The following is a 13,487-nucleotide window of genomic DNA, read 5'->3' as shown; positions in this document are numbered from 1 at the left end:
CTCCGGGCTCTTATACTGTTTCAGTAGGTCATCGATTACAGCAAGGTCAATGGTCATGGCAACTCCTTGGGGTAAGTGGATTTACCCCGAAATGACCATTTACACAAACCTTTTTACACCCCCCCTTCGGCGCCTACACAACCATTCATCACTTCGCCTTTGACATGTATGCAGGATCTCTATATATTGCGATTGATTTGTTTCGACAAATGAAAGTTATTATAGGTGGTCCGACGTCTCTCTGCAGGGAAGGGAAGGGGGGATGGTCACCTTACGGCGTTGGCCCAAAAGGGAGAACACAAAGATGACAAAATCTTCCAAAATAGTCGTCGGTTTTTGGCGACGATTCTTTGCGGACTTTCTGGACGCACTAATCTTGGGAATCCCTGGTTACGGTATCGGATATCTATTCCGATACACATTTAGCGCTATGGGAATGCATGCCATATGGATTGGACTGGTCTGCAGTTTCCTTTATTACGGACTTATGCATACCCGCCTTGGAGGCGGTCAGACCCCCGGAAAACGTTTACTTGGTATTCAGGTCCTGCGTCGAGACGGACAGTATTTGAGTTTCGGGAAATCATTCCTACGATATTTGGTCGTTTCATTCATATTTTACAACGGGCTATATGGCAGCCTCATCAATCACCTTCCGCAGTCCACGATGATGGCAGTAGGGTCAGTGTATCTTTTAGTAATTATCTGGTCCTTCTTTGCTTGTTTCCTGATGATCCCGCTCCACCCTCTAAAACGTGGCTTGCATGATATAGCCGCTGACAGCGTGGTCGTCTACAAGGATTGCTTTGACAATGAGGCATTGGACCAAATGGAGGATTCCGCTAAGGTGAAGCGCGCCATGGTCATCTTAAGCGTAGGGTCTTGTTTTTTTGCTGGAGCTTGCATCTGGGGCTTATTGAAGTTTACGTCCGGTCTTTCAGGAGACATGGCAAAGTTGACTGAAATTCAAAAGTCACTAGAAGTGGAGTATGACGTTCCTCAAGTCAGAACCAATATCTTTAATGGAAAGGCTGTATCGTTGGCTGTTGTTATCTATGTTCCATTAGCCACTTATGAAAACAAAATGGAAAAGGAACGAATTCGGCAGGAAGTCCTCAATAAAGTTAAGACAAGATTTAATGATCTGGACCGATTCGGCAAGTTAAGGGTTGTTATTGCTTCAGGATTCAGTATAGGTATCGCCAATTTTAATACCAGTGATTGAAAAAGATCGTATGAGGCTCAACAACTCGGCGGCACTCCGACTTCGCTACGCTTCGCCGGTGCGCCTCACCACCGTTGGACGGAAATAAAATGAAGAAGATTCTTGCTGGGTTTTACATATTCATTTTTTTTGTGTCAGCAACCTTTTACTCGCTCTCCTTTTTCGGGTACAGCCCAGACCTATCCCTTCATCTGTACATCCCGATTATGATAATTTTGTCGTTTAATTACATTTTTTTGAAATGGACTGATGAAATGGAAGGTATCATCACTAAAAAAGAAAGATATAAAGTGCCGGCCAGATCATTATTCATCTTAATCATGCTCACCGCAATTGTACAAATTACTAGGGACGCATTTTTAGAGATTAAAAGCGACAGGATATTTTTGTTATTTAACCTCTTTTTTTCTCTTTTGATGTGTTATTCGTACCTATTTGGTAAAAGGTATGGCCGGATTGTTCATTTTAGATTTTTTGACTAGGCAGCGCACGAATAACTGAGGCACAAGAGCGATCCCAACCACAACGGGTAGAGACGGACTGCGCGAGCCAGTAGAAGCGACAGAAGCCAGCGAGAGCAAGATCGCTCCGCCGCTCACCCGCAACCCGTTGGCGGATTTTTGAGAGGAATGACCTGATGGAAAAGAGAAGTGAAAACAAAATCTTTTCACTGAACGTGGTAAACACTGTCATTGCCATATTGAACATCATCGGCTTAGTGATTGTTTATTTCACGATAAGACTGCCTGAACGAAATCGCCTGGACAGGGCCTTATCTCTTGAGATATTCAAAGCATATTTAGCTTCAACTGATACACCAAATGTCGATTTATGGCAACGAAAGTTGGATTTGATGGAAGCTTTTGACAATGGAGAAAACCCAAAACTCAACAAGTTCATTAATAGTCAGCGAGAAGTAATAAAAGTTGTAAGAAAATCAGCGACTGATCTCCATATTGCTAGCAAAGAAATTAGCAACACCAAAAAGGAAAGAGATGCTGCTATAGCCGAGCTAGAGGTAGTCAAATCAAAATATTCCAAGTTGTCAAAAGAGGGCTCTCAAGACGCAAAAATACTAGTTAATACAAAGAATGAATTAAACAAAAAAATAACTGACCTTGACTCTAAGATCAAAAATGCATCTGACAAGGTAAAAGTCTATAAAGAAAACCTGACAGCACATGGCTTCTCTAACGCAGTTGTAAATATAAGTGGAGTTGGCGCAAAAACGTCAAATACAAATACGAATGTAATGTTATACGATGATGGCACTCCAATTCTTTATGATAATGGTGAATCTGTTACAATCGGTGGAGAACCTGCAACATTAGATGGACAACCTGTTAGATTTGGAACAAAGCCATCTGTTTCTACACCCTCACAAAAAAAATAACATGGATAGTTTGAGCCATTGACATATAGACAGTTTAGAGCCCAACAAGGCCAGTGGACCGGATCGCGGTAAAACCACGCCCGGCCACTGTCCAGGCGTTGAACAAAGGGAAATAAGCATGATTAAGGAAATTGTTATTGAATGGAATTTTGAGCCAAAGGAGTATTTCGAGGATAAAATCACAATTGAAGGAGAGGGTTTTGAGTTGGTAATAGATTCTGGACTCGCCGAAGTGAGGCTCGGCCCGGAAAGTTTCGAAAACGTCGATCGACTTATAAGCATAATAAATGAAGATTTAGAATCAAGATTTATGGCCGTGCAGGTTATGACGCATGAACGGTACAAACTGTCGAAACCGTCTAGATATGATCTTCGAATAGATGGGGGTAAAAATCATTATCTGCAGGTTGATGACTCATTGGTTTGTGTTGCATCAATGGGTAAGGTAGATTTAATAGTGCGGGACCCAGATGGAAATATAGTTTCGAATACAAAACAAGATAGGGTGAATAAGAAGAAAAAACTCGCCGATTTAGCTGCCAGATTCAGGGGGAATGATCCCACGCTGGACCAAATGCTGAGAAGCTACAGCGCTTCAGTATCAGACCCAAAAAACGAATTGGTACACCTTTATGAGATTCGTGATGCAGCTGCAAAGAGATTTAAGAACGATTCAAAAGCTAAAGCTACGTTGGGAATTACAAAGGATGAATGGAACATGCTTGGTCGTCTAGCTAACAACGAACCTTTTACTCAAGGCCGCCACAGAGGGCAGAATCCCGGAGTCTTACGCGACGCAAATATAAACGAACTCGAACAAGCAAGAAAAATTGCAGCAATAATCCTCGAGAGTTACATGAACTATTTAGAAGCGGCTATAGAGAGAGACTGCACTCCCTGACTACAAAGTGTCGTTCAACTAAGCGCTGGACCTGCCCAAATAACAGCCGGTCAGCTCTCAGCCGTTGACGAAATTCAGCGACTACCGTTTTAATCGTGACCCACTATGCGACTGGCCGTATCGTTCATTTTGATAGCTTGCGTCATATTCGCATCCGGATGCGCAGCCCTCCCCAAGGCGTCCGTATTCATGGACAGGGTCCCATCCGACGGCACCCCCCCGCGGATAGCCTCGATCCATGGCGTGCTCTCCCCGAAGCAGAGCAGCGACATCATGGACCGCCTGAAGCGTGCGGCCGGTCCGACGGAAATCCTGGAGCGCCAGGTCGCGGTGAACGAAGCGGTGAGCGGCAGCCCCCTCATCAAGGGGAACAGTGTAAATCTCCTCGTTGACGGGCCTGCCACGATTGACGCCATGTTCAGGGCGATAGGGGGCGCCCGGCATTCGGTAAACATGGAAACATTTATTTTCGAGGACGACGAAATGGGGCGCAGGCTAGCGGACCTGCTGATTCGGAAGCGGGAGGAAGGGGTCCGGGTGAATCTCATCTACGATAGCGTTGGCAGCATGCAAACGCCCGCCTCTTTTTTCAAGCGTCTGAGGGACAAAGGGGTCAACGTCGTAGAATTCAACCCGGTGAATCCGCTGAAAACAGCCAAGAAATGGCGGCTGATCCTGCGGGACCACCGCAAGATACTTGTCGTGGACGGCAAGCTGGCGATTACCGGCGGCGTCAACATCAGCCAGGTTTATTCGAGCAAGTTTTCCGGCGAAGGAAAGGGACCGCTCGTCATCCCCTGGCGCGACACGGACATTCTGGTAGAAGGCCCGGCCGTTTCCGAATTCCAGAAGATATTTCTCCATGCCTGGGAAGCACAGAAGGGGCCGGCGCTGAACGAAAAGGAGTACTTCCCTGAGCAGAAGGAAGCGGGGAAGAACCTGGTGCAGGTCATCAAGAGCAGGCCCGGCGAAGCGGGGAGGACCACCTTCATCATGTATGTCTCCGCCGTCGCCTTCGCCGAAAAATCGATCCACCTGACGTCCTCGTATTTCATCCCCGATCGGCAGATGATCGAGGCTCTCCGCGATGCCGCGCGAAGCGGCGTGGACGTCAAGATCCTCCTGCCGAAAATCAGCGACCAGAGCATGGCCCTCTATGCAGGGCGATACTATTACGACGAACTGCTGGAGGCGGGCGTTAAACTCTATGAACGGCGCAATGCCATCCTGCATGCAAAAACCGCGGTTATCGACGGCGTCTGGGCGACCGTCGGCTCTACCAATCTTGATTTTTTGAGCTTTTACAACAACTTCGAGATAAATACTGTCATCGTGAGCAGCGATTTCGCGACTGAAATGAAGAAAATGTTCACCCGGGACCTCGCCGAATCCGACCCGATCAAAGAGGAAGAATGGGAAAAGAGGCCATGGGCCTCGAGGATGCGTGAGTGGTTTGCGCACCTCTTCGCCCGCATGTTGTAACGGGTTTTTCGATCGCTGACTCTGAGGCAAGAAAGAGGGGTCAGCCCTTGAAAGTGGAAAACTGAAAATGCCAACCATGGGTTTCACTCGGTTGCCGCAAAGACGCGGCACCGGTGAACCCAAGTCCTGTTGGCTGCGTAAACTTAACCCAAAGGAATTACATGAGTTTCAGTCTCAAAAATGTGGTGCCATGGGGGCGTTCATTTGACGAATACGTCACCATGTTTGCACTAAGCGACGAAGACCTTGCAAAGAAGATCGTCGGCTGTGGCGACGGACCGGCAAGCTTTAATTGCGTCCTTACTAAAAGAGGTGGTTCTGTTGTTTCTGTAGACCCGATCTACCAGTTCACGGCAGATGATATTGCCCATCGCATAGCCGAAACCTACGATACCGTGATGGAACAGACCCGACAGAACCGGCATGAATTTGTCTGGCAGCGCATTGCCTCGGTAGAAGAACTGGGACGCATCCGAACAAGTGCGATGAACGATTTCCTTGCGGACTATTTGGCAGGAACAGTAGATGGGAGGTATATCAACGGGGCGCTCCCGACACTCCCCTTTGCTGACGATGCGTTTGATCTTGCCCTCTGCTCCCACTTCCTGTTCCTCTACAGTGAGCACCTTGATCTCACGTTTCACCTTCTGTCCCTGCGCGAGCTTTGTCGTGTTGCGCGTGAGGCGAGGGTTTTCCCGATCATGGAACTCGGATCCGTGCGGTCTCGGCATGTCGATGCAGCGGTATCCATACTGGCATCTGAAGGGTATGAGGTGCGCGTCGAGCGGGTAGCCTACGAGTTTCAAAAGGGCGGCAATGAAATGTTACGATTGAGACAGCCAACACCGGCGTAGACGCTGGCGCGGCAAGAAACCGCTGCGCAGGTCACGCCGCGACCCGTTAGACATGAAGGAGAAAAAACAAAAATGAGAAAAATGACGCCCTACCTTTTAGGGGCACTTCTTTTTGTGTCAGCAACGCCTGCGCTCGCTGGCGATGTCCCTGCACTGGAAAAGGCAATAAAAGCATGGACGGAGGAATCTACGGCTCCGACCTTCAAACATGCCTTTGCCGATCTGAATGATGATGGAATCGATGATGCAGTAGTCCTCATTACCGATAACCAGTACTGCGGATCAGGAGGATGCTCTTTTGTGATTTTCCAAGGAGTGGCCGGTGGGTTCAAGCTTGTCTCCTCAAGCACCATTACTAGAGAACCGATTCTTCTGCTGACAGAAAAGAAAAAAGGATGGCACACGCTGTCTGTATTTGTTGCCGGTGGTGGCGCTAAAGCAGGGCAAGTAATGATTCGGTTTAATGGCAAGAAATACCCTGGTAATCCTAGCATGCAGCCTAAAGCAAAGAAGAACGACCTTAAAGGCGCAAAGACACTGATCTCCGAAAATAATTGAAAAACGTCTAACCACGCGGCGGCAGCCGGTCTCCGCTGGCGCTTCGCCACTGCCACGCTCCGTTGGCGTCACCCGGACACCAGGCCCTTACGCTCATGCATCGATCGGTTTGTTAATTTCGTAGCTGTTGTCGCGGAAGGACTGTTTGAGTGAGGAAAGCTGCTCTTCGGTCATTTCAGCCAGGATTTCGTGCATGTTGGTCTTCGTCACGCCCGGCGCACATATCGCCTCTTTGATCCGGTCTTGCAGCGATTGGGGAAGCGCTGACCCGGCAACGATGCGCCCGATATCGCCGGAATCGCAGAGCAGGCGTTGCCGTGCCTCGCAGTTTCTAGTGATGAAAAAGTTGCTGCCATCCTTATACACGAGAAAGTTGTTGCTGCCACAGCCGCCTGCTATCAGTGCCAAGACAGTAATGACAATACCCGAACCTGACCAGCGCATGGTTTACCTCCATATCGAGCTGTACGTTTGCGGTTGCATGTTACCGACTGTACGTCGGTTACACACCTTGTCAACGGGCTGGTTCATTGCACAATGGAGAAGCTAAAAGGTCTGCCCTTGAATATGGGAAATTAGTGACGTCCAAATCAACCGGTTTGACGCCGTCAGCCCATGAATGCAGGGCTTGCGGGTCAACCGGGCGCCCCGTTGGCGCAGGAAGAGGAATCGATGAAATTATTACTCATTATTGTCGTATGTCTGCTTTTAAATGGTTGTTATGGAGCAGGTGTTGGAGTGTTTAGCTCAAAAACCGTTCTCACCGATCAAACCTCTTACCTTACCAAGGATGATCTTTTACGTCGGCACGGAACACCGACTAAAATTGAAAAAATTGCAGAAACCGAAGAAGTATATTTTTATAACAATGGACTAGGCTGGACTGGAGTTATGCCATACATAGCTGTATTTTTCCCTGTGCCAGTGCCCCTAATGATACCTACGCGAAATAATTGGGACGAATACCATCTAATCGGAGATAGGGTCCAAAGCAAGAAATCTCAAATTACCCAGATATCAGGATGTTTTTGGGGTTACGCTCCTGAAAATGAAGGTACCATGAGATACAAATGGACAGGCAAATGTGACTAGGGGCGGCATCCTAAGTGATTGCCAATAAGTAGTTGGAGATTAAGATGTTTCACCGTTCAAATTTGAGAGCAATGCTCGTTGTAGTGGCAGTAATTTTATTAGCATTCTCGTTTGTTGCAATATTTGTTACAGGCGGGAAATTCCAAAAGCTCGCTATTGGTTCGGCACTGATAAGCACTGCCAGCATTCTGTGGCTAGCAGTGGCATGGAATTTTAGTACTGGAGAAATCCGTGACAAATTTGGAGGGTTAGTGGTTGCGCGCTCCGCACATCCTTTTCGTTTCTGGTTCATTCAGGGCTTTATTGCGATGTTGGCAACCGTTCTCACCTTTGGTGGTTTAAATTTTTTGCTAGCGTTAGGGTAGAAATAAGGATCAAATCCCACCATTTTTAGACAAGAGTCGGCCAAATCCCTAACACGTGTGTGGACACTGGCTTGGCATGGAGAGGCGAACAAAGGACAGAAAAGGAAGCTCCAACAAGGCCAGTTGACCCGGTCGCGATAAATGCGCCGGGTCAACTGGGCACCCCGTTATAACAGGAGAAAAAATGATGATGCGGTCATTAGTTGCCATGTTTGCAGTGTTGCTTGCGTTCCCTCTCGTCATTCATGCGGAGATGTACAAATGGATCGACGATACCGGCGCCGTGACGTTTAAGGACACTCCTCCGCCGGCATCGAAAAAGAAGAAAAAAGTTAAAACTTACACCGACGCCGATTTCGACCCTGCGCCAACTCAGCAGCCGGCCGCCAAGACCCCTCCGCGCAAGACCGCTTCCGTCCCTTCGGAAAAGCAGACCCCGCCGAAGCAGCAGTTCAACGGCACCGTCGAATTGTACGTCACCTCATGGTGCGGTTACTGCAAAAAGGCCCGTGCTTACCTGGACAGTAAGGGCGTTCCTTACGTCGCGTATGACATCGAGAAAGACGCCGCCGCCGACCGGCGACACAAGGAGCTGGGAGGCCGCGGCGTGCCGCTCATCATTATTGGCTCCAACAAGATCTCGGGCTTTTCCGCACAGGCGATAGACCACTACCTGGAGAATGTAAAGTAAAGGGCAGGGGGACGCCCATGAAATTGCCATGCCCTCAGAAGAAAAGCATGAAATCATGGGCGTCCCCAGGTTCCCAAGGTCCCCAGATGCCGATATTCAGGTAAGGATGCCAACCATAACAGGCGGAGACGGTCTCTGCGGTTGATGAGAGTTCGTGAAAGCCGGAAAGAGTGAAACGGCTCCGCCGCTCCCCCGCCGGCCGTTGGTGAGGATAAGAATGAAATTGATTACAGCAGCAATTTTCGCGTGTGCAATAACCCTTTCCTTTTCCTGCCCTCTTTGGAGTGCTGAACCGAGTTTTGAAAGTACGGTCAAAAAATTCATACAAGTTGTAGCCAGTAAGGATCGAAAGGCTTTAGCTAATTCAGTTTCGTACCCGCTACAGCGGAGGGTTCCCCTTCCAAACATAGACAGCCCGAAACAATTTCTGGACGCTTACGACGAAATCCTCGACGAAAATATATTGAAAGCGATCTCAACCTCTAGAGCTTCAGCCGACTGGTCAGAAATGGGGGGGAGAGGCTTTATGTTTCAAAACGGCTCGTTGTGGCTTGACGAGGACGGAAGAATAACGGCAATCAATTATCAGACAGAAAAGGGAAAGCGTAAGCGTGCTGATTTAATCGAAGCTGACAAAAAACAATTGCATGGCAGCCTGCGTGATTTTAAACGACCTGTCCTGGAGTGGGAAACTGCCAAGTATCGAATTCGCATAGATCAAATCACTGACGATAAATTCAGATATGCCGTTTGGCCGGTTCGGAAGAAAACCTCAGAAATGCCGGACTTGGTTCTACGAAATGGTACTTTGATATTCGACGGGAGTGGTGGGAACCACCATTATGATTTTAAGAGTGGCGATGTACTCTATCGATGCTTTGTATGGGTGATCGGAGACGCGGACACGCCGCCCGGAGAGATCGAAGTTTATAAAGGTAAAAAGCTGGTGTTGAATCAGCCTGTAGCAAAAGTCATTAAAGGCAGGTAAAAACACCAACAACTCGGCGGCCCACGGACGCTTCCTCGCTGGTGCGTCTCAGCTTTGATGTAATGTCTGGAGGGAAAACATGAATGTAAGAATGGTTTTCGGAATGCGGCCCCTGTTATGGATATTGTTGGCACTGCTGCTGTCGACTACACCCGATGTTTCCCGCTGCGAAATCTTTAGCTACAGGGATTCAAAGGGGGTGCCCGCCTATGTCGACGATTTGGGTAAAGTGCCCAAAAAGTACCGCTCCAAGGTGGTACGCTTGGATGACGCTCCTGCAGTCAGCGTGATGGGATCATCCTCGCCCGCTGCATCTGTCCGGAAGTCGGGAGGTAAACAACAGGCGCAAGCGGGACCAAAGCGCTTCACTGGCACCATTGAGATCTATTGGGCGTCCTATTGCCCTGTCTGCAGAGATGCCGAGAGTTATATGAAAAAGAAGAATTACCCTTACGTGAAGTACGATGTCCAAAAAGACAGCGCGGCCAAAGAGCGGGCGGAAAAATACCCCGGCAGTGGCGTTCCACTGATAATCGTCGGAAGCAAGACAATGAGGGGGTTTTCGCCGGAGGCGCTGGAGCAGTATATGGAAGAATAAGATGGTCCAATTGAGGGAGGGGGTGTGCCAGGTCTAGAATTATAAGGTTGTGTATGAAAAATGTGGTTTTTTAATACCTGGCACCGTGGAGGCTGATTGGAGACGTTGTGAATTTAGGAGGGAAACGTGCCTGAACGGAAAAGAATTGCTCTTCTTATCGATTGCGACAATGTCAGCCATAATTCAATAGAAGGTGTATTAGAAGAACTCGCAAAACACGGCATGGTTAATGTCCGTCATGCGCATGGAGACTGGAAAAACCAGTCCTTATCTGGTTGGATAGATAGATTGCACCCTCATGCAATTAGACCTATGCAACAGTTCGCGTATACAAAAGGGAAAAATGCAACTGATGCTGCAATGATTATTGATGCAATGGATCTCCTTTACAGTAAAAATGTCGATGCATTTGCGTTAATGACTAGCGACAGTGATTTTACTCCTTTAGTGTTGAGAATACTGGAAAGCGGTTTACCGGTTTATGGTTTTGGTGAAACAAAGACTCCTCAGCCATTTGTAGATGCCTGTTCTACATTTATTTACACAGAAAATCTCGTAGCTCAGAAGGAAGAAATATCGGAAAATCATAAACAGCCAGTTAAAAAAAATCGAAATGAACTCAGAAACGATACTGCATTAGTAAAGTTGCTCAGAACTGCTGTTGAGCAAACATCAGAGGATGATGGATGGGCTCATTTGAGCAGAGTAGGCCACTACATATCAAACAACAGCTCGTTCTCATCTATAAACTACGGCTATAAGAAACTTGGCGACTTAATAAGAGCATGCGAATTATTTGATGTGGAAATGAGAAAAGACGGAACCGCCATGTACATTAAAGATGCACGTAAATAAGTTTGTAGCAATTACGTCAAATTTGAACGTCGAAGAAAACAGAGAGGCAACCCACCAACCATCAAAACGCCGAAGTGAAGTTCCAAGGGAAAAACGGGGGGGCAGGCTTTGCAACTCTCGCACGCTCATACCTAAGACCCAAGCACCTCTTCCTGATATATGGTCTGTTTTTTCGTCATCAGACGGCTGACGCCGCCGGTAAAGTCCGGTCCGTTGACCAACGAAATGGAGATAAACATGCGAAAAGTGGCATCGCTTGTCGCAGTCGCTCTAATTACCGTGAACACCTCAGCGCTTGCAGATGAGAAAAAGAATAATTTCAACTACAGCTCTCAAATTGGTATCGCTGAGGTCACTCCGACAAGTGGCGGATGTCTGACCATACGCAATCCGTACATACGAGAAAACCAGAAGATAAAGCTGGTGATTGCCGGAAATCAGCAGAAGGTTGTGGAGAAGAAGATTCTCAAGAAACTCAAGGCAAGCTGTTCAAGAAATCCCGATCCCCCAGCAGGCGCTTCGTTTTACTCGTTCCCAGCGGCAGAAGGTGAATATTTTGAGCCATCAATTGCAGTTGTCGGGTTCAGTGACGGCTTCAAGATTGTAAAAGATAAGGTCAGAGTTGATCTCGACGGTGATGGAGCCGCTGAGTCTTTCCGTTCATGCACCAGCAATGAAGGGCTGCATTTGACTGTGTGGGCTGGAGAGGACCTAAAGTCGAAAAGGCAGTGGCACGAATATTACTATCTTGGCTATGACGTAGTGCCATCCTGCAAGCCAGCTGATTATAAAGAGTGACACGCAGCCAGCGGCGACAGCTGCCTCCGCTGACGCCTTGAGACTAGGGACGTAATCAAATCTATTCCGACTAGAAAGGACGTTTCCCACAATGGACATTCCACGGATATTCAATATCACTGAGAGTGCTCACCGCATCCACAACCCGATCACACCCGAAAAGCTTACCACTCTTGGCGCAGCGCTGCGTCTGGAAGCGGGGGCTCGAGTGCTCGACCTCGGCAGTGGTTCGGGGGAGATGCTGTGCACCTGGGCACGCGATCACGGCGTCATCGGTACCGGCATCGACATGAGCCAGTTGTTCACTGAGCAAGCGAAACTTCGTGCTGTAGAACTCGGCGTTGCCGATCGAGTCAGGTTCATCCATGGCGATGCTGCCGGTTATGTCTCTGACGAGAAGGTCAGTGTGGCAGCCTGTGTCGGTGCCACTTGGATCGCCGGTGGTGTCGCCGGCACTATCGAGCTTCTGGCGCGGAGCCTGCGCACCGGAGGGATCATCCTCGTCGGCGAGCCCTACTGGCGGCAGTTACCGCCAACGGAAGATGTCGCCAAGGGGTGTCTTGCCAACTCGATCTCCGACTTTCTCCTGCTTCCGGAACTTCTCGCGTCTTTCGGCCACCTTGGCTACGACGTCGTTGAAATGGTCCTGGCTGACCAAGACAGCTGGGACAGATACGAGGCGGCCAAATGGCTCACCATGCGCCGATGGCTTGAGGCAAATCCCGAAGACGAGTTAGTCAAAGAGGTCCGGGCCCAACTGACCTCGGGACCCGAGCGCTACGCCGCTTACACGCGTGAATACCTGGGCTGGGGCGTGTTTGCGCTGATGCCGCGGTGATGCGTTGTCGTGATGAAAAGAAATTTTGAGGAACTTTGATGGACTGGCTGAAGGATCTAAATCCATTTGCAAGTGGTATGCTGATTCTAGCCACCTTTACCACGGCTATTATTTTCTTGGCACCCAAGTCAGCTAGTAATATTGAAAAAGCAGTTTCAGAATGTGGACTTAAGAGGATTAGTCTGAATCAGTTTGGGCGTTATTTGAATGCAACATCTTGCTCGTGCCTGCAATCCATGTTCGACGGATCGCGATTCAACTCCCCGACAATTGGAGAAATCTATAGCGGGAAATACGGAAATTTTTTCGTAACCATATTTACTCTCGTCCTTCCCACCGGTCGGTTCGGGACATGGCAGACAGTGATTCATCTTAGGCCGGAACTCCCGAAGTGGCTTCCTGTGTTTTCCATAATTGACGAGGTTTCCGGCAAGGGGTTGTCGGAAACCCTGAAATGCGTACATACACATCGTAATCCACTCACCAATATAAATTACGTGAATAGACATGATGAAGCACACCAGCTTCGCGCTTGTTTGACAAGAAGTCCGGTCAATGAATTATCAATAAGTGCAATTAAGTCACCGTTGAATGGCATTGTTCTTGATTCAACAGGCGAAGACCTGTTTTTTTACAGGCATGGAAGAATTGTTGCTATCGACAAATCAATTGTTTTAAGGGGCTTTATTGACAGCTCCATCGAACTCTGGCAGATGATTGATGCCGGTAAGGTTGATGTCGGTATTTTCGCCAAGGATTAATCTAAATAGCATGAGCACCAACTCGCGGTGGCACACCGTCGGCGCGAAAAACTTCGCGCCGCTGCTGTGTCTTGGCACGTTGGGAGTA

General features: G+C 48.4%; 16 protein-coding genes. 15 read left to right on the top strand and 1 reads right to left on the bottom strand.

All coding sequences use genetic code 11. The annotated features are described in order from the left end of the window. Nucleotides 1–304 precede the first annotated feature (304 nt). The 6 genes from KOM00_RS05990 to KOM00_RS05965 all read left to right on the top strand — a co-directional run bounded on the left by KOM00_RS05990 (nucleotide 305) and on the right by KOM00_RS05965 (nucleotide 6,413). Nucleotides 305–1,225, top strand: coding sequence for an RDD family protein (locus KOM00_RS05990; RefSeq protein ID WP_216497925.1), 921 nt, complete (start codon nucleotides 305–307; stop codon nucleotides 1,223–1,225). Between the two features lie 637 nt (nucleotides 1,226–1,862). Next, nucleotides 1,863–2,618, top strand: coding sequence for a hypothetical protein (locus KOM00_RS20610; protein WP_236026765.1), 756 nt, complete (start codon nucleotides 1,863–1,865; stop codon nucleotides 2,616–2,618). 118 nt (nucleotides 2,619–2,736) lie between these two features. Next, nucleotides 2,737–3,519, top strand: coding sequence for a hypothetical protein (locus tag KOM00_RS05980; RefSeq protein WP_216497923.1), 783 nt, complete (start codon nucleotides 2,737–2,739; stop codon nucleotides 3,517–3,519). 273 nt (nucleotides 3,520–3,792) lie between these two features. Further along, complete coding sequence (cls, locus tag KOM00_RS05975) at nucleotides 3,793–5,001, top strand: cardiolipin synthase (protein ID WP_216497922.1); 1,209 nt, start codon at nucleotides 3,793–3,795, stop codon at nucleotides 4,999–5,001. 161 nt (nucleotides 5,002–5,162) lie between these two features. Next, complete coding sequence (locus KOM00_RS05970; protein ID WP_216497921.1) at nucleotides 5,163–5,855, top strand: class I SAM-dependent methyltransferase; 693 nt, start codon at nucleotides 5,163–5,165, stop codon at nucleotides 5,853–5,855. A gap of 72 nt (nucleotides 5,856–5,927) precedes the next feature. Continuing rightward, the gene (locus tag KOM00_RS05965) at nucleotides 5,928–6,413 is read left to right on the top strand and encodes a hypothetical protein (RefSeq protein ID WP_216497920.1); all 486 of its coding nucleotides are present in this window, start codon (nucleotides 5,928–5,930) and stop codon (nucleotides 6,411–6,413) included. 93 nt (nucleotides 6,414–6,506) lie between these two features. Here KOM00_RS05965 and KOM00_RS05960 read toward each other — a convergent pair whose 3' ends face one another. Next, nucleotides 6,507–6,857 (bottom strand): hypothetical protein, encoded by a 351-nt coding sequence (locus KOM00_RS05960; RefSeq protein WP_216497919.1) that lies wholly within the window; start codon nucleotides 6,855–6,857, stop codon nucleotides 6,507–6,509. A gap of 228 nt (nucleotides 6,858–7,085) precedes the next feature. On the opposite strand from KOM00_RS05960, the gene KOM00_RS05955 reads away from it, so the two are divergent. The 9 genes from KOM00_RS05955 to KOM00_RS05915 all read left to right on the top strand — a co-directional run bounded on the left by KOM00_RS05955 (nucleotide 7,086) and on the right by KOM00_RS05915 (nucleotide 13,399). Further along, complete coding sequence (locus KOM00_RS05955) at nucleotides 7,086–7,505, top strand: hypothetical protein (RefSeq protein WP_216497918.1); 420 nt, start codon at nucleotides 7,086–7,088, stop codon at nucleotides 7,503–7,505. A 44-nt stretch (nucleotides 7,506–7,549) separates the two neighbouring features. After that, nucleotides 7,550–7,870 (top strand): hypothetical protein, encoded by a 321-nt coding sequence (locus tag KOM00_RS05950; RefSeq protein ID WP_216497917.1) that lies wholly within the window; start codon nucleotides 7,550–7,552, stop codon nucleotides 7,868–7,870. Between the two features lie 184 nt (nucleotides 7,871–8,054). Continuing rightward, entirely contained in the window at nucleotides 8,055–8,561 is a 507-nt protein-coding gene (locus tag KOM00_RS05945; protein ID WP_216497916.1) for a glutaredoxin domain-containing protein, read from the top strand. Nucleotides 8,562–8,715: 154 nt separating this feature from the next. Then, complete coding sequence (locus KOM00_RS05940; protein ID WP_216497915.1) at nucleotides 8,716–9,549, top strand: hypothetical protein; 834 nt, start codon at nucleotides 8,716–8,718, stop codon at nucleotides 9,547–9,549. 79 nt (nucleotides 9,550–9,628) lie between these two features. Then, nucleotides 9,629–10,147: a glutaredoxin family protein gene (locus KOM00_RS05935; protein ID WP_216497914.1), complete on the top strand. Its 519-nt coding sequence runs from the start codon at nucleotides 9,629–9,631 to the stop codon at nucleotides 10,145–10,147. 126 nt (nucleotides 10,148–10,273) lie between these two features. Beyond that, nucleotides 10,274–11,002, top strand: coding sequence for an NYN domain-containing protein (locus KOM00_RS20810; protein ID WP_216497913.1), 729 nt, complete (start codon nucleotides 10,274–10,276; stop codon nucleotides 11,000–11,002). Nucleotides 11,003–11,239: 237 nt separating this feature from the next. Next, entirely contained in the window at nucleotides 11,240–11,800 is a 561-nt protein-coding gene (locus KOM00_RS05925) for a hypothetical protein (RefSeq protein ID WP_216497912.1), read from the top strand. A gap of 91 nt (nucleotides 11,801–11,891) precedes the next feature. Next, nucleotides 11,892–12,638: an SAM-dependent methyltransferase gene (locus KOM00_RS05920; RefSeq protein ID WP_216497911.1), complete on the top strand. Its 747-nt coding sequence runs from the start codon at nucleotides 11,892–11,894 to the stop codon at nucleotides 12,636–12,638. Between the two features lie 38 nt (nucleotides 12,639–12,676). Next, nucleotides 12,677–13,399, top strand: coding sequence for a hypothetical protein (locus KOM00_RS05915; protein ID WP_216497910.1), 723 nt, complete (start codon nucleotides 12,677–12,679; stop codon nucleotides 13,397–13,399). Nucleotides 13,400–13,487: the final 88 nt, after the last annotated feature.

The sequence above is a fragment of the Geomonas diazotrophica genome (genome assembly GCF_018919385.1).
In the GTDB taxonomy this organism is placed as follows: Bacteria; Desulfobacterota; Desulfuromonadia; order Geobacterales; family Geobacteraceae; genus Geomonas; species Geomonas diazotrophica.
The sequence above is the reverse complement of the archived record's forward strand: the minus strand, read 5'-3'. Positions and strand labels throughout refer to the sequence as shown.

Coding starts and splice junctions, on each gene's coding strand:
- KOM00_RS05990 (WP_216497925.1), top strand. CDS start 305: ATGACAAAATCTTCCAAAATAGTCGTCGGTTTTTGGCGACGATTCTTT.
- KOM00_RS05945 (WP_216497916.1), top strand. CDS start 8,055: ATGATGATGCGGTCATTAGTTGCCATGTTTGCAGTGTTGCTTGCGTTC.
- KOM00_RS05960 (WP_216497919.1), bottom strand. CDS start 6,857: ATGCGCTGGTCAGGTTCGGGTATTGTCATTACTGTCTTGGCACTGATA.
- KOM00_RS05970 (WP_216497921.1), top strand. CDS start 5,163: ATGAGTTTCAGTCTCAAAAATGTGGTGCCATGGGGGCGTTCATTTGAC.
- KOM00_RS05920 (WP_216497911.1), top strand. CDS start 11,892: ATGGACATTCCACGGATATTCAATATCACTGAGAGTGCTCACCGCATC.
- KOM00_RS20610 (WP_236026765.1), top strand. CDS start 1,863: ATGGAAAAGAGAAGTGAAAACAAAATCTTTTCACTGAACGTGGTAAAC.
- KOM00_RS05925 (WP_216497912.1), top strand. CDS start 11,240: ATGCGAAAAGTGGCATCGCTTGTCGCAGTCGCTCTAATTACCGTGAAC.
- KOM00_RS05980 (WP_216497923.1), top strand. CDS start 2,737: ATGATTAAGGAAATTGTTATTGAATGGAATTTTGAGCCAAAGGAGTAT.
- KOM00_RS05965 (WP_216497920.1), top strand. CDS start 5,928: ATGAGAAAAATGACGCCCTACCTTTTAGGGGCACTTCTTTTTGTGTCA.
- KOM00_RS05955 (WP_216497918.1), top strand. CDS start 7,086: ATGAAATTATTACTCATTATTGTCGTATGTCTGCTTTTAAATGGTTGT.
- KOM00_RS05915 (WP_216497910.1), top strand. CDS start 12,677: ATGGACTGGCTGAAGGATCTAAATCCATTTGCAAGTGGTATGCTGATT.
- KOM00_RS05935 (WP_216497914.1), top strand. CDS start 9,629: ATGAATGTAAGAATGGTTTTCGGAATGCGGCCCCTGTTATGGATATTG.
- KOM00_RS05950 (WP_216497917.1), top strand. CDS start 7,550: ATGTTTCACCGTTCAAATTTGAGAGCAATGCTCGTTGTAGTGGCAGTA.
- cls (WP_216497922.1), top strand. CDS start 3,793: ATGGACCGCCTGAAGCGTGCGGCCGGTCCGACGGAAATCCTGGAGCGC.